Origin of the sequence: Nocardia sp. NBC_00565 (assembly GCF_036345915.1) — a bacterium.
Taxonomy (GTDB): domain Bacteria; phylum Actinomycetota; class Actinomycetes; order Mycobacteriales; family Mycobacteriaceae; genus Nocardia.
The window spans coordinates 4,381,555-4,403,797 of record NZ_CP107785.1; the positions used below are offsets into that span (position 1 = coordinate 4,381,555).

The 22,243-nt window shown below is 66.5% G+C and carries 20 protein-coding genes; 9 read left to right on the forward strand and 11 right to left on the reverse strand.

The annotated features are described in order from the left end of the window. A complete protein-coding gene (locus OG874_RS21005; protein ID WP_330256821.1) occupies positions 1-606 on the reverse strand; it encodes a TetR/AcrR family transcriptional regulator in 606 nt (201 codons plus the stop codon). A 462-nt stretch (positions 607-1,068) separates the two neighbouring features. Continuing rightward, the gene (locus tag OG874_RS21010; RefSeq protein WP_330256822.1) at positions 1,069-1,656 is read right to left on the reverse strand and encodes a hypothetical protein; all 588 of its coding nucleotides are present in this window, start codon (positions 1,654-1,656) and stop codon (positions 1,069-1,071) included. 231 nt (positions 1,657-1,887) lie between these two features. Between OG874_RS21010 and OG874_RS21015 the strand changes: the two genes are divergently transcribed. Continuing rightward, complete coding sequence (locus OG874_RS21015) at positions 1,888-2,559, forward strand: histone deacetylase (protein ID WP_330256823.1); 672 nt, start codon at positions 1,888-1,890, stop codon at positions 2,557-2,559. A gap of 41 nt (positions 2,560-2,600) precedes the next feature. On the opposite strand, the gene OG874_RS21020 is transcribed toward OG874_RS21015, so the two are convergent. The 7 genes from OG874_RS21020 to OG874_RS21055 form a co-directional block, all read right to left on the reverse strand. Next, positions 2,601-2,975 (reverse strand): hypothetical protein, encoded by a 375-nt coding sequence (locus tag OG874_RS21020; protein WP_330256824.1) that lies wholly within the window; start codon positions 2,973-2,975, stop codon positions 2,601-2,603. A 27-nt stretch (positions 2,976-3,002) separates the two neighbouring features. After that, positions 3,003-3,314: a hypothetical protein gene (locus OG874_RS21025; protein ID WP_330256825.1), complete on the reverse strand. Its 312-nt coding sequence runs from the start codon at positions 3,312-3,314 to the stop codon at positions 3,003-3,005. A gap of 586 nt (positions 3,315-3,900) precedes the next feature. Then, positions 3,901-5,100 carry a ThiF family adenylyltransferase gene (locus OG874_RS21035; protein ID WP_330256826.1) on the reverse strand — a complete coding sequence of 400 codons (1,200 nt, stop codon included), beginning with the start codon at positions 5,098-5,100 and terminating at the stop codon, positions 3,901-3,903. Then, positions 5,097-6,524 carry a phenylacetate--CoA ligase family protein gene (locus OG874_RS21040; protein WP_330256827.1) on the reverse strand — a complete coding sequence of 476 codons (1,428 nt, stop codon included), beginning with the start codon at positions 6,522-6,524 and terminating at the stop codon, positions 5,097-5,099. Before OG874_RS21040 ends, OG874_RS21035 begins: the two co-directional genes overlap by 4 nt. Before the next feature lie 105 nt (positions 6,525-6,629). Then, positions 6,630-10,304: an NACHT and WD repeat domain-containing protein gene (locus OG874_RS21045; RefSeq protein ID WP_330256828.1), complete on the reverse strand. Its 3,675-nt coding sequence runs from the start codon at positions 10,302-10,304 to the stop codon at positions 6,630-6,632. A gap of 244 nt (positions 10,305-10,548) precedes the next feature. Then, complete coding sequence (locus OG874_RS21050; protein WP_330256829.1) at positions 10,549-11,235, reverse strand: hypothetical protein; 687 nt, start codon at positions 11,233-11,235, stop codon at positions 10,549-10,551. Further along, positions 11,232-12,167, reverse strand: coding sequence for an AsnC family transcriptional regulator (locus OG874_RS21055; protein ID WP_330256830.1), 936 nt, complete (start codon positions 12,165-12,167; stop codon positions 11,232-11,234). Before OG874_RS21055 ends, OG874_RS21050 begins: the two co-directional genes overlap by 4 nt. A 248-nt stretch (positions 12,168-12,415) precedes the next feature. On the opposite strand from OG874_RS21055, the gene OG874_RS21060 reads away from it, so the two are divergent. From OG874_RS21060 to speB, 8 genes are all read left to right on the forward strand, one after another. Continuing rightward, on the forward strand, positions 12,416-13,258 hold the full coding sequence (locus tag OG874_RS21060) for a transporter substrate-binding domain-containing protein (RefSeq protein ID WP_330256831.1): 843 nt from the start codon (positions 12,416-12,418) through the stop codon (positions 13,256-13,258). Beyond that, positions 13,255-13,971, forward strand: coding sequence for an amino acid ABC transporter permease (locus OG874_RS21065; RefSeq protein ID WP_330256832.1), 717 nt, complete (start codon positions 13,255-13,257; stop codon positions 13,969-13,971). Before OG874_RS21060 ends, OG874_RS21065 begins: the two co-directional genes overlap by 4 nt. Further along, positions 13,968-14,738, forward strand: a complete 771-nt coding sequence (locus tag OG874_RS21070) for an amino acid ABC transporter ATP-binding protein (protein ID WP_330256833.1) — start codon at positions 13,968-13,970, stop codon at positions 14,736-14,738. Before OG874_RS21065 ends, OG874_RS21070 begins: the two co-directional genes overlap by 4 nt. An 18-nt stretch (positions 14,739-14,756) precedes the next feature. After that, positions 14,757-15,722: an NAD(P)-dependent oxidoreductase gene (locus OG874_RS21075; protein ID WP_330256834.1), complete on the forward strand. Its 966-nt coding sequence runs from the start codon at positions 14,757-14,759 to the stop codon at positions 15,720-15,722. Further along, entirely contained in the window at positions 15,719-16,705 is a 987-nt protein-coding gene (locus tag OG874_RS21080) for a sugar phosphate isomerase/epimerase family protein (RefSeq protein ID WP_330256835.1), read from the forward strand. The genes OG874_RS21075 and OG874_RS21080 overlap by 4 nt, the downstream gene beginning before the upstream one ends. A 90-nt stretch (positions 16,706-16,795) precedes the next feature. Next, positions 16,796-17,986: an aromatic ring-hydroxylating oxygenase subunit alpha gene (locus OG874_RS21085; protein ID WP_330257360.1), complete on the forward strand. Its 1,191-nt coding sequence runs from the start codon at positions 16,796-16,798 to the stop codon at positions 17,984-17,986. Next, the gene (locus tag OG874_RS21090; RefSeq protein ID WP_330256836.1) at positions 17,986-18,747 is read left to right on the forward strand and encodes a class II aldolase/adducin family protein; all 762 of its coding nucleotides are present in this window, start codon (positions 17,986-17,988) and stop codon (positions 18,745-18,747) included. Before OG874_RS21085 ends, OG874_RS21090 begins: the two co-directional genes overlap by 1 nt. A gap of 31 nt (positions 18,748-18,778) precedes the next feature. Continuing rightward, the gene (gene speB, locus OG874_RS21095) at positions 18,779-19,717 is read left to right on the forward strand and encodes an agmatinase (protein ID WP_330256837.1); all 939 of its coding nucleotides are present in this window, start codon (positions 18,779-18,781) and stop codon (positions 19,715-19,717) included. 53 nt (positions 19,718-19,770) lie between these two features. Here the strand turns inward: speB and OG874_RS21100 are convergent, their stop codons facing one another. After that, on the reverse strand, positions 19,771-20,916 hold the full coding sequence (locus OG874_RS21100) for an acyl-CoA dehydrogenase family protein (protein WP_330256838.1): 1,146 nt from the start codon (positions 20,914-20,916) through the stop codon (positions 19,771-19,773). Between the two features lie 238 nt (positions 20,917-21,154). Beyond that, a complete protein-coding gene (locus OG874_RS21105) occupies positions 21,155-22,222 on the reverse strand; it encodes an alpha/beta hydrolase (RefSeq protein WP_442943372.1) in 1,068 nt (355 codons plus the stop codon). Between the last annotated feature and the right edge of the window lie 21 nt (positions 22,223-22,243).

Genomic DNA, 22,243 nt, shown 5'->3' on the forward strand with positions numbered 1-22,243 from the left:
CTACCTCTCCCCGACGCCGGCGGCGGCGATCGCCCGGCGCGCCACCCAGCGCAGGGTCTTGGCTACCGCCTCGCGACGTTCGGCGCCGCCCTCGGCGAGCACGATCCTGGCGCCCGCTTCACTCGCGCTGATCACCGCGTGACTCAATAATTCGCTGTCGGTATCGGCCTCGCCCACTGCGCCGATCATCGCGATCAGCACTTGGCCGCGCTCGCGAATCTCCTGGCGGCCGCGGTCGACCCGATCATGGGCCGGCTTGGGCAGACCATCGCCGGGCATCAGCACGAACCGCCAGGTCCGCGGCGCGGCGAGCACGAGATCGAGGTAGATCTCGACAGCATCGGCCACGAGATCCGACGCGATCGCCGCCAGGTCCGCGTCCGCCGGAAGCACCAGAGTCGACGCGGCCGCCATCTCCTGCACGCGCTCGGCCTCACGGTCGATGAGCGCCGCGAACAGCTCGTCCCGATCACCGAATTCGGCATAGAGCGTGGGGCGGGTCGTACCCGCCGCCCGCGCGATGGCGTGCATACTGGCGCCGGCGTAGCCCTCGCGCACGACGAGATCCCGTGCCGCGTCCAGAATGTCGTCACGTCGCGTTGACATCTACTCCTCCAACGTCGGCTGACAGGCGCCTGTTTCAGATTTGGTCCCGGCCGGGCCGGTGTATGACTCACCATCGCGCGCGCCGTAGATCTCGTTACGCCGCAACGCGGCGTTCGGGGACGCCAGCCAGCAGATCGCTCCTATTCCGCTGGCACAGCACACTGCCCCTCGCTGAACTGCCCCGAATCAACCGCGGGCACAGCGTCATTCATCGTCGAGCAACACCTCACCCGCGATGCGCGGGTCGAGATCGGGATCGAGAAGGCCGCGGGCGATGCCGTCGCGGACCCACCCCATCGCCGTATCGCCATAGGCGGCCATATTTCCACTGAGCGGCAGATGACCTGATCGTCGATGGACGCGACCTCCAGCAGGATGAAGTTCACCAGACCGGGTTCACTTTCGGCGTGCGTGGCGACATCGGAGATGGGGGGTGTCCGAGCCAGCCTGTGCCGTCGCGTTCTAGCGGGAGGTCGCGGCCGGGTTCGGGCCGTAATCGACGACCTGCCAGGTGCCGCCGTCCTTCGCCACCGTCACGATCAGCAGATTCGGGACGGTGGTGGGTTCGGGCTGCTGCACGTTCTGGGTGCGCTGGGTCGCGAACACGGTGACCGCGTACTGGTCGTTGTCCTTGGGTTCGACCGCGGTGCCGATCACCTCGCCGGTCGCCACGACCTGGGTGCTGGTCATGATGTTGGCGAGGGTGTCGTGTACCTCCTGGTAGCGGTTGCGCAGGCCCACGGAGGCGCCGTTCTGTACGCCGTCGAAGAAGGCGGGGATATTGCGGTAGTCGTAGGTCAGCGACTTCAGCGTGTAGTCCTTGGCGACCTCGGCGGCCTTGTCGCGGTCGGCGTTCTGCTGACGCAGGGCGTCGAGGTCGCTGCTGGTGGACTGCCAGCACAGGCCGAGCATGGCGGCAAGGACAGCCATGAGGACTGCGGCACCCGCGAGGGCGTAGATACGGACGCTACCGCTCGTCTCGACAGACGATGGAGCAGCGTCGGCCGAGTCGATGGCCGGTAAGTCCTTCGTTATTTCGTTGTCGCTCATAGGTTTTCCTGCCTTCTCTACTTCGGGAACTCGACTCTCACCCGCGCGGGTCCACGTGCGGGGAATACGGTCGAGAGGAGGTCGATGATCGAACCGACGTTCCCGCGCACGGATTTAATCACGGTGGTCGCCGGTTTCAACACCGTGGCGAGATAGGCCAGGTCCGGTCCGAGCAGCCCTATGTCAACTGAGACGGGTGCTGGTCGTGCCCAGCCGTGGCATTCTCGTTCCATGACCGCCACCGTCTGGTACGCGTCCTACGGCTCGAATATGCACCTGAGCCGCCTGCGCTGCTACCTGGCCGGCGGCACCCCCGACGGCGGCGCGCTGGCGCTGCCCGGCTGCCGAGACCGGTCCGGGCCACTGCGCTCCATACCGATCACGCTGCCGGGTCTGCAATACTTCGCCACCGAATCCCTGACCTGGACCGGCGGGCGAGCCTTCTACGACCCGGACGCCCCCGGCGAAACCGCCGCCCGCGCCCACCTCGTCACCACCGCCCAGTTCTCCGACATCGCCGCACAGGAGATGTACCGCGACCCCGGCATCGACCTCGATCTCGATCTCACCGAAGCAATCACCCACGGCCGCAGCGCCCTTGGCCCCGGACGCTACGAAACCCTCATCTATAACGGTACTTTCGACGGCCACCCCATCCTCACCATCACCGCCCCTTGGCATTACACCGACCTCCCCGGCAACCCGCCATCGCCCGCCTACCTCCGTCACCTGGCCGCGGGCCTCAGCGAATCCCACGGCTGGACCATCGAGGAAATCAGCACCTACCTCGCCACCCGGCCCGGCGCGGACCTGCACTGGTCCCCCACCGCCATCGCCGGACTACTCACCCCTCGAGACCACGATCCCGGTGTGTCATCGGGTCCCCGCGCCGAACAACCCTGACCGATCAGGCCAGGAGAACCGCCCGGTCACCGCGCTGTCGCTCAGCCGCCGAGGATCGAGGTGGCCGCGGCCTCCAGGGCCGTCACCACCCCGGCCAGCGAGCCGATCCCGACGACCGCCTTGCCGACGGCATGCAGTAACCCGACGAGTAGATGCCGATTCGGCCGATCCTTCTCCGCCTCGGCACGAGCCTGCTCCACGGCGGCGACGATATCGTCCTGATCGGCCGATCCATCGGTGGCCCTGCAGATTTCGCCCAGCAGATCGGTCAGCGCCTCGCGGAGTTCGGGCAGACTTCCCGGCGGCGCCGCATGGCGGGGACCGCTGGTGTTGGTGACCGTCGCATCGTGTCCGCCGATCGCCGATCCCGACAGCCGCGCGTCGCCGCCGATGGTGACTCCGGTGTTCTTATCCATGGTGCCCTCCTGTGCCAATGGGTGCTCTCATCGGTCGGCCGCGCCGCCGGCCGCCGCGTTGACCGTCGTCGCCGCCGCGCCGCCGATCGACGAATTCAGTAGCGTCGCATCGCCGCTGATGGTCACGCTGTTGTTGGTGATCTGTTCGCCGCGCCGCAGCAGTTCGTCGGGATCGATGTTCTTCTCCACCAGGAAGGCGGCCAGCGTCTCGAAGACGCGCTTCTCCAGGATCTTGGTGTACATCTCTTGATCGAGCAGCTGGAAGTAGCGGTGGTAACCCAGGGACCTGCCGCGCTTGTCGGTGCGCAGATCGCTGGCGGCCTCCCGGATGCTGAGCACCGACGAATTGGTTGCCGATCAACACCAACAGCACCGCGACCAACCCCAGATCACGGACCAGATGCCGGGTCCGCGCGGCCACCGCGTGTTTGGCCACCGCGACCAGATCGACGCCGGGTGAGCGCGCGACCGATCGCAGCGGTTCTTCCAACACCTTCTCGACCACCTCGGCGGCGAGAGCACTGTCCAAATGGACAGCCGCGCAAAGATACCGGGTGGCCTCGTCACGACACAGCGGACCGGGACCGGCCCGCTGTGTCCTCCCCTCCACAGGATCCACTCGGCGCGAGCGCGCCCCACAGTTCCCGCAGAACGCATAGTCTTCGGGGTTCGCATGGTCACACTCTGGGCATTGCACCCTGATAGCCAAGCATTTCAGAGGGGGCGTTTCCTGGAAATTCACTGCGCCGTACCGCAATTCGCCTGCACTCGGTCATAGCGGGTGTAAGAACCACCCGATGAGCCCGGGTGCGGGCAAGATGTTGCTCGACGCCCTCGACCGCCGCGCGGCCGGCCGGTGTGATCGCGGCAGGCCGCGCCACCGACGCGGTCTATCGATGGTGCGGCGTGCACGCGCACTATCTGCTCAGCTGGTGCCGGCGCAACGGCCACGGCGATGTGCCGGCGCGCGAGACACCATTGGCGTCGCCGGAGAGCTACCCTCCCCCGGGTGCATAGCAGCCCGGAATTCGGCCTCGCCCAAGGTATTCCAGCGTGCAGTCTCGCCCGCCGCCGCACCGAGCAGCAGTTCGTCGAGATCCACCCGATAGCGCCCGGAATGGATGCCACTGCCACAGGCGATCAGCCGTGCGACCATTGCGCCGACGGCACCGGCCACGGCGGCCGCGGTGCCGAGCTGCGGCCAGGTCGGCAGTGTGCGCCCCACCTGGGTGAGTGAATAGCGCATGCGCGGTGTGATGCGACTGCCGACAATGGCATCGACCAACCGCAGCCGCCGCGCCGGATCGCCGAGTTCGGCAAGCGACCAGCGGGCCGCGAATTCGGCGCGGCCGTGCAGGATCGGGTACGCCGGATCCAGGTCGTAGCGTTCGATATCGACCAGCACATTGTCGCCGTTATCGGTGACCATGACGACCGGGATCCTGGCGGCCTTGGCCCGGCGCCGGATATCGAACTTCATCGGCAGGTCGTCCATTTCCTCGAGCAGCACCGCCAATCGGTCGGTGCCGTGACCACCGAGGAAGGCGTCGGCGACCTCGGGTGCGTAACCGTCCGGGAAGGCGTCGATCCGGGTGTACGGATCGATCTCCAGAGTGCGGCGTTGCGCCAGCAGCAGTTTCGGTTCCCCCAGGTCACACACCGAGGCGGCCAAACGGTTCAGATTGGTCGCGCTGAGCGTGTCCCGTTCGGCGAGGCGGAAGCGCCGCGCCCCGGTGAGCGAGCAGACCGACAGCGCCGCGGCACCGACGCTGAGCCCGGCGATGCCGATCAAGGCTTCCGACCAGGTCCGCTGCTCCCCGATATCGACCAGATATCGGTTGCGGGCCGTGCGCAGCCGCCAGAATTGTTCGGTATCGGGCATCTTCACCACGGTGCGACGCCAGGGAAAGACGACGTAGCGCGCGGCGAGTTCATCGAAGCGGAGCGCGGCAATATGATTCGCCCGTTCGACGCGGGCCTCCGGGGTGTCGGCGGCGAGGTGGAACTGGTCGAGGACGACCAGCTCGGCCAGCGAGCCGGCCCACGCGTCGACGTAGCGGAATCCCGAATCGAGTAATTCCGCGATCCGCGCGGAATCCGTAGTGGGGTGCAGGATCTCGATCATGCCGCGCGCTCCGTCCAGCGATGTTTGATATCGGTTTCGAATCCGGGTGATGCGAAGGGCTGCAGACTGATCTCCGGTTCGGCTGCCGCGCCCAGCGCCGCACGCAGGCGGCGATATTCGGTGCTGGTGCGTTCGAGCGCGTCGATCACCGCGTGCCGCAGTCGCACCTCGAACCCCTCGATCGGGTGCGCGCCTGCCCGCAGTTCGACGCGCAGCGTGAGGGTCTGCTCGAAGTGGTGGCCGGTTCTGGTGGCGAGTACGAACTTTCCGCTCACCGTTGGGGCTATATCCGGGCGTTCCAAGGCCATTCGGACGCTGTCGGGGTAGATCTCGAGCGCATAGAAGGAGGCGGCTATATCGGTGCGGCGGTGCAGCGCGAGGAACCCGCACGAGTCGGTCGAGGTCCGCACCGCCGCCGCACCGACCAGGTTCGCGAGTTCGGCGGCCGACAGCAGCGAACCCTGATCGTTGATGCGGTAGCGCACCAACGGGATCGCGGTATCGATGGTGAACAGGAAGTGGTTCTCGGCGTCGAGTTCGGTGAAGCGGTAGTCGCTGTCGTATTCGACGAAGGTCGGCTGGACCTCCCCGTCGCCGAACAGCGCGTCGCCGAGTTCCCGGTTCGCGGCGGCCGAGCGGCGCACGGCGATCGTGGTGGCGGTCTCATGGCCCATGATGCCCGCGTCGGCGGTGCCGTAGATCGAACATGTCGCGGTCGGGTCGCCGGATTTGCCGATGCGATCGAGTACCCAGTCGCGCCAGGTTTCGGTGATCGCCTCACCCGCCAACAGGATTCGCAGATCCTGGCGCCGCACCTCAGCGGGCGCGCGGTCGAGCACATCCTTGACGAACGGCGGATATCCGGCCAGCACTACCTGGTCGTAGCGCGGACCGAGGGTGGCGATGTTGTCGAGGATCGCCTCGGCATCGATGCCGGGTGCGATGACCGACAGGCGATGACCGCGCCGGCGCAGTGCCAGCGCGCCGGTGTAGGTGTAGGTGCCGCCGATCCAGTTGCCCATGGCGAAGCCGATAACCAGCAGGGTCGAGCGGCGCTGAGATGCGAAGCTCTGCCGGAAGATTCGGTCGTACAGTTCGGTGCTCTCGTCGAGGGAGTGCACATCGCGCGGCCAGTAGGTCGGGCGGCCGGTGGAACCCGAACTGGTCGACCAGGTGCCCGCCCTGGTGATGTCACCGCGCCACAGCAATTGATCCAGTGGGTAGCGGTGCAGATAGTTGTCCTTGGTCATCACGGGTACCGCCGCGAAGTCCGCGGGGGTGCGGATGGCGGCGGGCCGCACGTGGTGTGCGGCGAGGAAGTCCGCGTAGGCGGGCACTTGCCGGGCAGCGCGATGGAAGACGGCAAGCGCTCGATGGAAGCCGGGTGCGTAGTCGGTCGGCAGGGTTGGCAGCAGTATCGACATAGTGGTTCGTCCCTGATCGGAAGTGATGCTCCGCAATCGTCCGACCAGCGGTTACGCGGCGCGGAACAGTCCATACAAGGTCCATACGGCCGCTGCGCGGCGGGCTCAGCGTGTCGGACAGAGCGGTCGGGATGGCACGCCGGGCAGGTAACGCTGCCACTCGGCTGCGCTGAGACCGGTGCTCCCGCTATCGCACAGCGTCGCGGCGACGCGATCCGGATCTGCCATCCACAGCCGCACCACCTTGTCGGGACCGGCACCGATGAGCAGCTGACCGTCCAGTCCGTAGCCCGCGTCGTTCACCCGGCCGGTGTAGGCGGTCAGCACGACGACGCGGCGTGGCCTATCGGGTCGGCTGACGTCCCAGATCCAGATATCGCTGCCCTCGCCGCCACCGACGACGTAGCGGTTGTCGGGGCTGAAGTTCACCGTGATGACCGGATCCGGGGGTCCGTCGAGAGTGCCGAGGTGGCGCGGCTTCTCGGGATCCGACAGGTCGAACAGTCGGGCCGTGTGGTCGGTGCTGCCCGCGACGATCATCCGGTCGCGCGGGCTGAACGCCACCGAGGTGACGTCATTGTCGAAACCGGTGAGCGACGGCAGTTCCCGTGGCTCGCCGGGGCGGCGGATATCCCAGATCCGGACGACGTCATCAGTGGTGGCGATGGCGAGCAAGGTGCCGGTCGGGTCGATCGCGACCAGATTCGGCAGCGCCGATTTCAGGTCAATGGCCGCGCGGGGGTGTGGTGCGGCCGGGTCGGCGACGTCCCACAGTGTCGCGATCGGACTGTCCTGCCCGATGACCGCCAGCACGGATCCGTCCGGACTGTAGACGAGCGCGGCGACGATGCCATCGACCGCCGAGATCGGTTGCGGCAGCATCTTCGGCTGGCGTGGATCGCGGACATCCCAGAGATAGATCCGGCCGGTGCGGGTGCCGATGGCGGCGCGGGTGCCGTTGGGGGAGAACGCGACCGCACCGCAGGTCTTTTCGCCGTCGCCGACGCCGAGCCGCGGATAGCCGATCGGTGCGGCCGGGTCGGTGATGTCCCAGATGCGGGGATGGCTGTCGGTCGCGCCGGTGCCCGCGAGGAATTTGGTGCCGCCGCGATCGAACGGAGTCTGGTAAATCGTGCTCTGCGCACCGCGCAGCACCGGACCCGGCAGGGGCCACAGGTGCGCCACCCCGCTCTCGTCGCCGGTGATGACCATGCGCCCGCCCAACGCGTAGCGCACCGAAACCACGATCGCCAGATTCGGCAGGATCAGCTCGGGCTCGGTCGATTCGGTATCGGATCTCCAGATGCGGGTGCTGTGGTCCGAACTGCTCACGGCGAGTTGGGATCCGTCGGGGCTGAAGGTCAGATCGTTGATGTAGCTGTCGAATCCGCGCAATCGGGGCAACTCTGTCGGTGCGGCTGGGTCGTCGAGTCGCCAGCGCAATACTTCGCGGGATCTGCCGCCCGCGACCAGGGTTTTGCTGTCAGGGCTGAATCGCAACGCCAGCGCATGTGCCGTCGAACCGTCCGCGGCGCGGTCGTAGACCTGCTCGGCCGATGCCCCGGCGAGCCGCCATATCCGTAGTGACGCTTCGGGTCCCGCCGCCGCGAGCAGTGTGCCGTCGGGGCTGTAGGCCGCCACCGGAGATCCGGCGGGCAGTACGAGCGCGGGCAATGCGGCCGGATGGCTCGGATCGGCGATATCCCATCTGGCCAGGCCGGTCTCCGTCGTACCCGCGGCAAGTTGGCGTCGGTCCGGGCTGAACGCCACGCTCGTATGGGTGACTCCCGGAGTAGTAATGGTCGAAAGCTGATGCGGTGCGCGGTGATCGGAGATATCCCACAGTTCGATGCGACCGGTGGTGATCCGGGCGAGCACGTCGTCACCCGGACCGATCTCCAGCATCATCGGCTGCGGACCGGCCGCACCCGTGGGCGCCGGAATCCGGCCGACCTCGGTGGCCGGAGTGGTGCCGCCGTCCACCTGGTACAAGGTGACCGTCGCGTCGAGGGCGCCGATGGCCAGCAGTGTGCCACCGGAATCGGTGGCCACGACCGTGCGGCCTGCACGCGGCCCGACGAACCGAACCGGAGTATGCACCGCGGTCGAATCCAGCAGCGCCGAGCGCGCTTCCACCGTCGGGTCGACCCGATAGGCCGCCAACGCCAGTTGCGCGGACAACGCCGGATCCTTGTCCCGCAGGCGCACCGCCTGCAGCGCGACCTGCCGCGACATCGCGGTATCGCGCGCTCGAGTGGCGCTGCGCTGCTGGGTGTAGGCCGCCAGTGCCAGCACCAGAGCCACCACGGAGGCAACCGCCAACGCCGCGACCAGCCGCTGCAATTTCCGCGTGCGACGGCGTTGCGCCAAGATCGCCGCCTCCTGCTGGGCCGCGCTGGCGGCGAGATAGTCCCGTTCGCGCTGGTTGAGATCGCGTGTATGCCCACCGATGGTGGCCCATTCCTGTACCAGCGGCAGTCGCGCCGGACCGAGCAGTTCACCTGCGTCGCGACCACTGTCGTACCAGACCTGCGCCGCATGGGTGAGCCTGCGATGCACGATCAGCCCGCCGCGATCGCTGTCCACCCAGTCCGACAACCGATCCCACGCGCCGATGATCGCCTCGTGGGTGATCTCGACCGTCTCCTCTTCACAGGTCAGCAGACGCTGGGCGCAGAACAGATCGATGACGGCGTTCACATCCGCCGCGGTGTCGTCGTCGAAGAACAATTCCGAACGATGCACCCGGCGACGGGTAACCGACTCGTCGTCGATGGTCACCAAGCGCAGGAAGGTGCGCCGCGCGATCTGGCGCTGCGGACCGGTGAGTTCGGTGTATACCGCGTCGGCGCTGCGCTGGATGGCACCGGCGATGCGGCCCGCCGCGTTGTAGTCCGCGACCGTCATCCGCCGCCGGGTGCCGCGCTGCCAGGTTTGCAGGAGTGCGTGTGACAGCAGCGGTAACGCGCCCGCATCATGTGCGGCACGGGAACCGCGCGGGGCGAGTTCCAGCATGAGCAGCTGGACCAGGTCTTCCTCCACTGTCCACCCGGCCTTGCGGGCGGGTTCGACAATGACCTCACGAACACCCTCCGGGCTGAGCGGACGAACCAGCACCGCGTTCGCGGCCAGTGCGCCGTGCAATATCGACTCTTCGGCGGCATGGCGATAGAAGTCCGCGCGCAGACCGAGCACGAAAACCGTTCTGGTGCGTTGGTGATCGGCGATCGCCTCGAGGAACAGCGCCCGTTCACCCACGTCCTGACATTGGGTCCACGTCTCCTCGAACTGGTCCAGCACGACCACCTCGGCGACCTCCGCTAGCCCCGCCATCGGATGCGGACCGGGCACAACGACTTTCGCCGCCAACCCTTCTTCCGCCAGCGCGGGCACCAGCCCGGCCCACAGCAACGAGGACTTCCCGGACCCGGATGCCCCGATGACGAACAGAATTCGCGGCCGCCCCCGCGACCGCAACAACTCCTCGACCTTGCCGACCAACTCCGCGGTCAAATCCCCGCGGCCGAAAAACCAACCGGCATCATCGGATCGGAATGCCTCCAGCCCCCGATAGGGACTTTCGTCCTCCCTGCGGCGTCGCCCGGTCGTGCCGCGCACGCGCCGGACCGCGACCAGCCATGGCTCCTGCTCGAGCCGTGCCTCGACGCCACACGCGAAAAGCACTGCGCGAAACATCTTCTCGTTGGCATCGGTCGGCACATGCTGGCCCGCGAACCAGCCGCTGAGCGTGCCCTGCGGACACCCCGATCGCTCAACCACCTGCCGCACAGTCAGTTCCGCCGCGATACGCAACGCCGAGAGACTGCTCGCGAATTCCGCGCGAGTCCGAATTGTCGAGGGACCGAGCCCTCCGCCCCCAAATTCCACTCTTCGACCCTACGAATCCCACCCCCCGCGGCCGAAGGTCCGTACGAACCCGGAATTGAGTACTTTCTACTCTCTTTTCGCAGTTCACTCTGTGGAGGTCGACAATCGAGGCACGCGAATCGGGCCGCCGCGTGGATCAGGGCCGGCGCAGGTAGTCCGACGGCACGAGAGCACTTCCGGGAAGCAGGAATTCGTCGGCGACCAGCAATGCGGACCAGCTTTCGAGGAAGTTCGGCAGCCGCTCGTCCAGCGGCACCGTATCGATGATCTGGGTGTCGGACCGCAGCAGACCGATGAGCAGCGCCGACAGGACGGTGTAGACATCACCGCCGTGGCCGATGATCCCATGTTCGGTAACAAAACCGGGTTCGACTACGACCGAACAGCCATCGCCTCTGGCACGCAGACCGAGCCGAGCGAATTCGGCCGCCGCCGTGCTGCCCGCGGACCGGGTGAGCACACAGGCGCCCGATGCGCGAGCGGCCGCGACCGCGTACAGCGCGAGCAAATGCGCGGGCACCGTACACCGAAACGCTGCCAGCTCACCCCCGGTCGCGCGTGATGTCGCGGTCAGGCCGGCGGCGGACGACACCACATACGCACCCGTGTCAGCGACCGAACGACGCACTCTGCGCACGATGTGCTCCGGCACTCGCAGGGGTCCCCGAGCCAGTACGGTGCCGCCGGTGACGACCCCGGCCAGCAGCACAGTGGTCAGCACGGCCTCGGCGAGTTCATCGGATGCCCCGCGAACCGCAGCCGCAACCGCGACGCGTCCGCGCACCGGGATCGACGCGAACGGCAAGGATACCGACGTGCTCACAGCTCCTCCGGGCGGACCGTTGGCAACGGCGGCACGTTGCTGTACCGCTCTTTCACCGTGACGAGATGCACCCAGCTGTCGACTTCGAGCACCGGGCGCAAAGCGCGCAGCGTATCGAGGGCGGCGACGACGTCCGCCAGCGCGGCCGCATGCACCGTGCCGACCAGATCGAACCGCCCGATCGTCGCGGCAAGGAAGCGCAGGCCGGAAAGTTCGGCAAGCAAGGGTGCCAGACCCGCCGTGCGGCCACTGGCTCGCACGCCGAATCCGACCGCGTACTCCGTATCGCCGTGGCCCGCTCCGGACAATGCGGCGACACGGACGATGTGCTCATCGATCAGGCGCTTGACCCGCAGCCGCGCGGTGCCCGGTGAGGTCCCCGCCGCCGCCGCGAGCGTGGCGTATGACGCGCGCCCATCCTCCTGCAGTACCTCGAGCAAACGGTTGTCCAGCGCGTCGATCGAGGCCGCCGACGCCCGCTCCGGTCGGCCGACATCAATGATCAGGTCCGAATAGAACAGCGTATTGGTGTCGCGCACACCGTCGATGCTGCGGATCTGGTCGAGGGTGGCCGCGAGCTGCGGCGGGCCCTGCGTGCGGATCTCGGCGACCAGCGGATACCGGCCGCTGGTCAGTGACACATACGGAATATCGGGCAATGCGGCCACCCGCCCGGCGACCTGCCGAACCGGTTGATCGACGCTGATCGACACGTGCGCGAGCGCTTCCAGCCCGATCGTCGAGGGATGGACGATGCCGACCACCTGTGCTCGACCAGATGTGAACAAGGTGTTGAGCCGTTTGGAGATCGTCGGGCGGGATGCGCCGAGTTTCGCGGCGAGCTCGTTGCGGCCGATCCGCCCATCAATACGCAGTTCCTCGAGAATGCGGGCGTCGAGAGTGTGGGTGCCCGATATTGCGGACGCGGTCATCGGAACTTAACAATCGACTTCCAGACCATTTCTGCTTTACCGATCATCAGGTTTCCCTTTCTATGGAGAGGCTTTCGCACAACATATCTGGCACTTGTTTCCAGAACATCAAACTGTGGTGCTCATCGCTCACTTTGTCATCTGGACTGAACCTATCGCAGTTTCTATCGTTCATCTCAGTCGAACGAGCATCAATCAGCGCGGGAACGTTGACCATAACGCCGCCGCACTGGCAGGAGATTGAGCAGATGAAAAAGCTGGGACTGGTAGCCATGGGAACCGGTGTGGCGTTGCTGATCGCCGGTTGCGGGAGCGGTTCGCAGGGCAGTGCCGCCAACGGAGCCGCACCGGCCGGACTGATCCGCGGCGGTGAGATCCGGATCTGCACCGATCCCGAATACGCGCCGATGGAGTACTTCGAGAACGGGAACACCACCGACCCGGTGGGTTTCGACTCCGACGCCGCGCGCGCACTCGCCGATCTGTGGCAGGTGCGGGCGAGCTGGCAGATCACCTCGTTCGACGGGCTCATGCCCGCGCTGCAGGCTCAGCGGTGCGATGTGCTCTGGTCCGCGCTCTACGTCAGCCCGGAACGCACCGCGGTCGCCGATGCGGCGCCATTCCTCGCGACCGGACCGGGGCTGATCGTCCGCGGTGGCGAAGCCCGGATCGCCACCGCCGAGGACCTGTCCGGCAAAACCGTCGCCGTCCAGGGCGGCGGTGCCAATGAGAAAACCCTGCAACAGCTTTCGGACAGATTCAAGACCGCGGGCAAGTCCACCATCACCATCCAGGCCTACCCCAAGACCGCCGAAACGGTCGCGGCGGTGACCAATGGCAAAGCGGACGCGTTGATCGAGACCGATGTCGCGGTGGTCGATATGGTCGCCAAATCCGGCGGCACCCTGACCGCGGTCCCCGGTGTCTTCACCGCGGAAACGGTTTTCGGCGTCTTCACCAAGAAGGGATCGCCGCTGAGCGCGCCGGTCGCCGCGGCCGTGCGCACACTGACCGAGAACGGCACCCTCGCGAAGATCGCCACCAAGTATGGGCTCGATCCCGCCCGTATCCGTCCCGGAACAGCACAGTGACCTTCGATCGGGATATCTTCGTCCAGGCTCTGACCTCGGCCGAATTCCTACACGGTGCTTGGCTTTCGGTCGCACTCGCGGTCGTCTCGATGATCTTCGCCACCGTACTCGGCTTCGGTGTTGCCCTCGCCCGGATCAGCAAGGTGCGGACCCTGCGCGCCCTCGGCGGTGCCTATGTGTGGTTCTTCCGTGCCATCCCGACACTGTTGGTGCTACTGATCATCTGGAACGCCGGGCCGCAACTGTTTCCGGGACTGCGCGACAACTGGTTCACCCCCTTCATCGCGGCCTTCATCGGTTTCGCGGTGGTGGAGGCCGCCTATATGGCGGAGATCCTGCGGTCGGCACTGCTGAGCGTGGACGAGGGACAGCATCTCGCCGCCCGAGCGGTCGGACTGCGTCCGCATCAGGTGTTGCTGAAAGTCGTACTGCCGCAGGCGGTCAAGGTCGCGTTGCCGCCGACCGGCAACGAGTTCATCGCGATGCTCAAGTACACCTCGCTGGCTTCGGTGATCTCGCTGCGCGAATTGCTCACGACCGCACAGGTGGGCGTCTCGGTGACCTTCCGGTATGCCGAGTACTACACCGCGGCGCTCGTCTACTACCTGGTGATCGTCAGCGCCCTGATGGGTGTGCAGAGCCTGATCGAGCGCCGCTACCGCTGGGTCTCCTCGGGTACGCCCCTCCCCCGGAAGGACACGGTGCCCGCATGACCGGCACACCACTGCTGCAGACGATCGCACTGCGAAAGAGCTACGGCCACAACCTCATCCTCGACGGCGTGGATTTCGCCATCGCGCCGGGAGAGGTCAAGGCCGTGCTCGGCCCCTCCGGCTCCGGCAAATCCACGATACTGCGGCTGATGGCCCTGCTCGAGCCCGCCGACGGTGGCTCGATCCTGCTGCACGGCAAGGAGATCGGCGTCGAGACCAGCCGTACCGGCCATCCGGTGGCCATGCCCGAGCGGCGGCTGGCGCGCCAGCGCACCGATATCGGTATGGTCTTCCAGCGCTTCAATCTGTTCGCCCACCTCGATGTGCTGCACAACGTCACGCTCGGCCTGACCGCGGTGAACGGCCTGCGCAAGGCCGAGGCCGCACATCGCGCCGAGACCATGCTCGAACGCGTCGGCATGACCGGACATCTGCGGCACTATCCCTCGGAACTGTCCGGCGGACAACAGCAACGGGTCGCGATCGCGCGGGCGCTGGTCCTCGAACCGTCGGTGATGTTGTTCGACGAACCGACCTCCGCACTCGACCCCGAGCTGGTCAACGAGGTGCTTTCGGTGATGGAAGACCTTGCCGCACAGGGGATGACGATGATCGTGGTGACCCACGAGACCCGATTCGCCCGGCGGGTCGCCAACGAGGTCGCCCTGTTCGACTCCGGCGTCATCGTCGAACAGGCGCCACCCGAGCAGTTCTTCACCCAGCCCGAGCACGAACGAACCCGCGCGTTCCTGTCCCATGTTCACTGACCCGGAACGGATTCACTGATGCCAGCTCCGATCGCGGTCTATACCGATCTCGATGACCTCGACCCGGCTGTGGGCGTAACCCTGTTGGAGACAGCAGGTTTCGAGGTGCGGGTGCTGGAAACCCGCGACGCCGATACCATCGCCGCGGCGGCCGCCGACGCCACCGCGCTGCTGATCGGCTACGCGCCGATCGACGCGGACCTGCTGGCCCGCCTGCCCCGGGTGCGGATCCTGTCCATGCTCTCGCGCGGCTTCGACGCCGTCGACATCGATGCGGCGGCGGCCAAGGGCGTCTGGGTCGCGACCGTCGGCGACGTCGCCACCGCCGAAGTCGCCACGCACACCTGGGCACTCGCGTTGGCGGCGGTTCGTCGCCTCGACTTCTTCACATTGCACGGCCGCCGCGGTTGGCTGGACCGGCCCGCGTCGGGTCCGCGCCGACTGTCCGAGCTCACCGTTGGTCTGGTCGGGCTCGGCCGGATCGGCGCCGCGGTCGCCGAACTCGCCGCCGGTTCGGTGGCATCGATTCTCGGCCACGACCGTTCGGGACGCGCGGTGCCCGCCGGTGTCACCGCGGCATCGCTGGCGGAGGTCGTCGCCCTGTCCGATCTCGTCTCCATCCATCTGCCGCTCGATACCAGCACCGAGCGGCTGTTCGACGCCGACATGATCATGCGGATGCGCCCCGGGTCCTGGCTGATCAACGTCTCCCGGGGCGGCATCGTCGATCCAGCGGCATTGGCCGACGCACTCGACAGTGGCCACCTGGCCGGTGCCGCGCTGGACGTGCTCGACACCGAGCCGCCCGCGGCCGGTGATCGGCTCGCCGAACATCCCAATGTCCTGCTGACCCCGCATGTGGCCTACCTCTCGGATGCGACCGCACGCGACTATGTCCTGACCCAGGCCCGCAATGTGGTGCAGTGGTATCGCACCGGCCGCCCCCTGCACCCCGTCGCCGAACCTACCGCGGTGACCCTATGAGTTCAGCATCGCGCAGCGATCCGATGAGGGGTGGCGGCCGGGCGACGGGTGGGCGTGCGGCATCGCGCGGCGATTCGATGGGGGGTGGTGGCCGGGCGACGGGTGGGCATGTGCGTCTCGAGATGTTCAATTCCCTATGGGCGATGGAAGATCTGCCATGGCACGCGCCGCGCCCGTGGACCATCGCCGAACAACTCGATCGGCTTGTCGAATCCGGATTCGACGGTGTCGCAGTCGATCTCGGTGCGCGTGGGCGGCCCGAGGCCGACGAACTCGCGGCCCTGCGCGAACACCGGTTGCGCACGGCCGTCTTCGCCTTCATCCGCGATGGCGCCGATCTCGATGCCGCGTTGCGCTATGCCGACACCATCGGCGCGGACCGCATGGTGGTATGCGGCTGCCTGTTCGACCATGACCTGGCAGCGGTCTCGAAAACGGTGCTGCACTGGCACCGCAGATGCGCCGCCGCGGGTGTCGCGATGCAATTGGAAACCCATCGCAACACGCTCACCGACGATATCCGTACGACGACCAGACTGCTTCGCGAACTCGACGCCGAGGTCAAGCTGGCGATCGACCTGTCCCACTATGTGTGCGGCAGTGAGTTCCCGCTGCCGCCGACCGCGGAGATCGAAGGTCATCTCGAGGCACTGTTCGCGCGCGCCGAATCCGTTCAAGGCCGCATCGCGACCCGCTGCCAGGTGCAGATCCCGCTGGGCTTTCCGCAACACCGCGCGTGGGAGGAACTGTTCCAGGACTGGTGGATTCGCGCCTTCACGGCCATCCTGCGACGCCGCGACCACGACGGGAGCCCAGAGCCGGTGATGTTCTGCACCGAGCTGGGCACCACGCCGTACGCCATCACCGATCGAGACGGCAGCGAACTCTCCGATCGGTGGGCCGACACCCTGACCTTGCGCGACCGGGCCGAGGCGGCGTTCGCCGCGGCCGACCCTTTCGAGCGACCTGCAAGCAGTCGCTAGCCGACCCTTTCGAGCGACCTGCAAGCAGTCGCTAGCGGCGAGCGCCGCGTTCGGAGTCAGCACATCCCGAGGAGGAATACGTTGAGCGATATGCACTTTCCGCTATCCGAGCGGATGACATCGACCGGGAACGTGGTCGTCGACGGTCCGCTGCCCGATCTGCCCATCGGCCGTGCGCTCGTGCCCGCCCGCGCCTACACCGGCACCGCGGAGTTCGCGCTCGAGCAGGACCGGATCTTTTCCGCGGGCTGGGTATGGGCCGGTTACGCACACTGGGTCGACGAGCCCGGCGCGATACACCCGGTCACGATCGGCGGCAAGCCGCTGCTGATCGTGCGTGGCGACGACGATCGGATCCGGGTCTTCCACAATTCCTGTCGGCATCGCGGGATGGCCCTGACCGAGGAACCGGTGGTGGTCACTCGGCGGATCCAGTGCGCTTACCACTGCTGGTCTTTCGATCTGGACGGAAAGCTGTCCACCGCACCGTATTACGGCCGTGAGCGGCGCGCGAAGGTGGATCCGGCGATCGCCGAGCGGCTCGGCCTGCTCGCCGTCGCCAGCCATGTCTGGGCAGGCATGGTGTTCATCGACCTGTCCGCCGCCGAGACCGACCCGCAGGCGTGCGCGGACGATTTCGCACACCACCTCGATCCGATCCTCAGTCGTTGGGCCCATATCGATTTCGACCGGATCCACCTGGCCGGGGAGCGTCGCTACGATGTCGACGCCAATTGGAAGCTCGTCGTCGAGAACTTCCTCGACTTCTACCATCTGCCGTTCGTCCATCCGCAGGTCGGCCCGGTGACCGCCTCGCTCGACGTCGACGATGTGGCGTTGCATCCCGACATCATGGGCGGCACCTATCCGCACGGGGCGATCGGTAAGGCGGACAAGACCGATCGGGCCCTGCCATGGCTCGGTGACGTCCCCGCCGACCGGCTCGAACACCAGGACATCTTCTGCGTGTTCCCCAATGCCCTGTTATTCCTCGAGGCGGACTGGTTCCAGGTGATCGGCTTTCATCCCTTCGCCCCCGACCGGACGATCGAGCATATGGCGGTATTCGTCGATTCGTCCGCGGCCGGTGCGGAATACGCGCAGGCCCACGAACAACTGACCGAGGTGCTGTGGGAGGTCAACGACCAGGACATGCCGATGCTGCACCGCCTGCAGATCGGTCGTAACTCCCCCGCGGCGGATGCGACGAACCTGGTCTCGCACTGGGATCAGATCACCGCGCTCTTCCAGCATCGGGTCGCGGCCAAGGCGGACTACTGATGACCACGCTGGATACTCCGGCGACCGAACAGCGGCTGCGGCGCGAACTCGCGGCCGTGTACCGACTGGTCGCGCACTTCGGGATGACGGACCTGATCTTCACCCATATCTCGCTGCGCTTGCCGGGACCGGCCCCGCGCTTCCTGATCAACCCGTACGGACTACTATTCGAGGAGATCACCGCATCGAATCTGGTGGTCGTCGACGCGACAGGCCACCCGATAGGCGACACCGGGCACCTGGTGAATCCGGCCGGTTTCGTCATCCACGGCGCGGTGCACGCCGCCCGGCCCGACGCGCACTGTGTGCTACACACCCACACCAGGGCCGGCTGTGCGGTGGCAGCCACCACCGAGGGGCTACTGCCGGTCAACCAGATGTCGATGGAGTTCTACGGCCGGATCGGTTATCACGACTACGAGGGCGTCGCCCTTGATCTCGACGAACAGGCTCGGCTGGTCGCCGACCTCGGCGAACACCCGGTACTGATCCTGCGCAACCACGGCCTGCTCACCGTCGGATCCACTGCGGCACAGGCATTCCTGCGCATGTTCTATCTGAACCGAGCCTGCGAGATCCAAGTGTCGGCCGCCGCCGCCGGAACTCTCACGCTGCCGCCACCGCAGGTCTGTGAACGCAGCGCACGTCAGTTGGCCGGGACCGAAACCGGCGACGATTTCGCCGACACCGAGGCATACGACCTGGCCTGGGCGGCCCTGCTGCGGCTGCTCGACCGCATCGATCCGCACTACGCGGACTGAGGCATTTCCCACCCGAGAGGAGCATTCGACAATGACCACTGTCGGACCTGTCGATGCGACCGTCATCCCCCGCTTCGGCGGCCCGGCGACCTTCGCACGACTGCCGCGCATTGATCAGGTCACCGCGACCGATATCGCCATCATCGGCGTTCCGTTCGACACCGGCGTGAGCTACCGACCAGGGGCCCGACTCGGCCCGGGTCATGTGCGCACCTCGTCGAAGCTGTTACGCCCCTACAATCCGGCACTCGATATCTCCCCGTTCGACGCGCTGCAGATCGCCGATGCCGGTGACCTGGCCTGCAATCCATTCGACATCAATGCGGCGATCTCCGAAATCGAATACGGCGCGGACGCGCTCACCGGCACCGGTGCGCGACTGCTGACGATCGGCGGCGACCACACCATCGCACTGCCGCTGCTGCGCTCGGTGGCACGGCGGCACGGACCGGTCGCGGTCGTACATTTCGACGCGCACCTGGATACCTGGGATACGTATTTCGGTGCGTCCTACACCCATGGCACCCCGTTCCGGCGCGCCTCGGAAGAGGGGCTGATCGACCGCGAGGCGAGCATGCATATCGGCACGCGCGGACCGCTCTACGGTCGTGGCGACCTCGCCGACGACCGGATGCTCGGCTTCTCGACGATCACCGCGCCCGAAATCGAAATCGACGGTGTCACAGCGGCGGTCGAGCGGATGAAGGCGCGGATCGGCGACCGCCCGGTCTATGTCTCGGTCGACATCGACGTGCTCGACCCCGCACATGCCCCCGGCACCGGCACCCCCGAGGCGGGCGGATTGACCAGTCGCGAATTGCTCTACCTGCTGCGCGCATTCAGCGATGTCGAACTTGTCGGCGCGGACATCGTCGAGGTCTCCCCCGCCTATGACCACGCCGAAATCACCGGTATCGCCGCCGCCCATGTCGGATACGAACTGCTCTCCGCCATGGCGATGCGGACCTGAAACTCCGGCCGGGACGCGGTATGCGCCCCGGCCGACGTCGAAATCGACTGGGATCAGGACAGTTTCAGTGAACGCCCGATGATTTCCTTCATGATCTCGGTGGTGCCGCCGTAGATCGTCTGGACGCGGGCGTCCATATAGGCCTTCGCGATGGGGTATTCCTTCATGTAGCCGTAGCCACCGTGCAACTGGAGGCAGCGGTCGATCAGCGCGACCTGTTCCTCGGTGCTCCACCACTTGGCCATGGCGGCGTCTTCGACGGAAAGGCGACCCGCATTCAGATCTTCGATGAAGCGGTCGACCAGGACGCGCACGGCGGTGGTCTTGGTGGCGAGTTCGGCGAGGACGAAGCGCGTATTCTGCAGCGCGCCGATGGGCTTGCCGAAGGCCTTGCGGTCGCGGACGTACTGGATGGTCATGTCCAGGCAGGATTCCATGGCCGCGGCCGCCATGACGGCGATCGAGAGGCGTTCCTGCGGAAGGTTGTTCATCAGGTGGATGAAACCCATGCCCTCGGTGCCGAGCAGATTGCGTCCGGGGACGCGGACGTCGGTGAAGCTCAGTTCGGCGGTGTCCTGCGCCTTGAGGCCGAGCTTGTCGAGGTTGCGGCCGCGTTCGAAACCGGGCATGCCGCGCTCGACGACCAGGAGGCTGAAGCCCATGGCACCCTTTTCGGGGTCGGTCTGGGCGACGACGATGATGATATCGGAGTTGATGCCGTTGGTGATGAAGGTCTTGGCGCCGTTGAGGATCCAGTCGTCGCCGTCGCGGACCGCGCGGGTCTTGATGCCCTGGAGGTCGGAGCCGGTGCCGGGTTCGGTCATCGCGATGGCGGTGATGATCTCGCCGGAACAGAAGCCCGGAAGCCAGCGCTGCTTCTGCTCCTCGTTGGACAGCTCGTGCAGGTAGGGGGCGATCACATCGTTGTGCAGGGCGAAGCCGAGGCCGGAGTACTGGCCACGGACGGATTCCTCGGCGACGATCGCGTTGTAGCGGAAGTCCTTCACCCCGCCGCCGCCGTACTCCTCCGGCATGGCCATGCCCAGAAATCCCTGCTTACCGGCCTCGAGCCAGACATCGCGATCGACGATGCCCTGCTCTTCCCACTTCGCGTGATTCGGCGCGACGTGCTGATCGAGAAACTTGCGGAACGACTCCCGGAACAGCTCGTGTTCGGGTTCGAACAGTGTGCGCTGCACGCCAACCTCCTAGTGACCACACGGCCGGTCCACACCGACCCGTCGTTCCCTCACACGGTACCCGCAACGAGAACCATCGTTCACTTCTGCCCCAAAAATCCTTCCCCCACCTGCCCCAGCACCCTCAACCTGGCAATCCAATCGAGATTCCCGACAAACACCGACGAGAATGCGCTGATGCAGGGCCGACGTTCGCCTGCACCAGCGCATGGTGATCACTCCGCCTGACTTGGGAGGCTCAGGCTGGTAGGCCCAGCCCCTGGGCCAGCACGGGCCAGGATGCTTTCAGTGCGTCCTGCCAGTAGCCCCAGGAGTGGGTACCGGTGGGTTGGAAGTCGAAGGTGGCGGGGATGCCGAGTTGGTTGAGCTTGTTCTGCAAGTTGTGCGAGCAGTAGTTGGTCGCGGCTTCGAGCGCGCCGCCTACGGCGACCTGGTTGGTGAGGCCGCCGACACCGGGTAGTGCGTGCGCGCCGTTGAGGGTGTCCCACTGGCCGGGGATGCCGCTGCCATCGGAGATGAACAGGTTCAGGCCGCGGAGTTGGTCGGTGTGCACGTACGGGTCGTTCGCGGCCCACATCGGATCACCTTGCGGGCCGTACATATTCGCCGAATCGCCGCCGCCGGCCGCGACCACCGTATTGACGAAGTTGTAGCCGATGGGATCGCTGATCTGCGCGCAACCGCTGTAGGCGGCGACCGATTTGTACAGGCCGGGCGAGGCGATCGGCAGTTGCAGCACCGATGTTCCCGACATCGACAGGCCGGCGATCGCGTTGGTGCTATCGGTGCCGAGCCCGCTGTCGATGAGCGGTGGCAGTTCCTCGGTGAGGAATGTCTTCCACTTGTTCACGCCGAGCACCGGATCCGGCGCACGCCAGTCGGTGTAGTAGCTCCACTTGCCGCCGACCGGTGTGATCACATTCACATTCTTGTCGTCGAAGAACTGCGCGGCGTTGGTCTGCGCCTGCCAGGTCGCCGAATCCTCGCCGCCACCCGCGCCGTTGAGCAGGTACAGGGTGGGGCGCGGGACGGAGGTGTCGGCGGGGCGCTGCACCTGGATCTCGACGTTCTTGTCCATGGCGGCCGAGTACACCTGCAGAGTCAGGTTGCGTTTGTCCCGTACCGACACGTCGGCGACGAAGGAGCCGTCGGACGAGCGCGACGACGCGAGCAATTTGCCGGTGGAGACGACCGGATCGATGGAGCTGACCGCGGACGCGAGGAAGCCGCCCGATGCGGCTGGAAAACCTACCAAAACTGCTGCTACACCCGCTACTGCCGCTATTCGCACTCTCGTTCCAGCCATTCGGCCAAGGTAAGGAGAGTT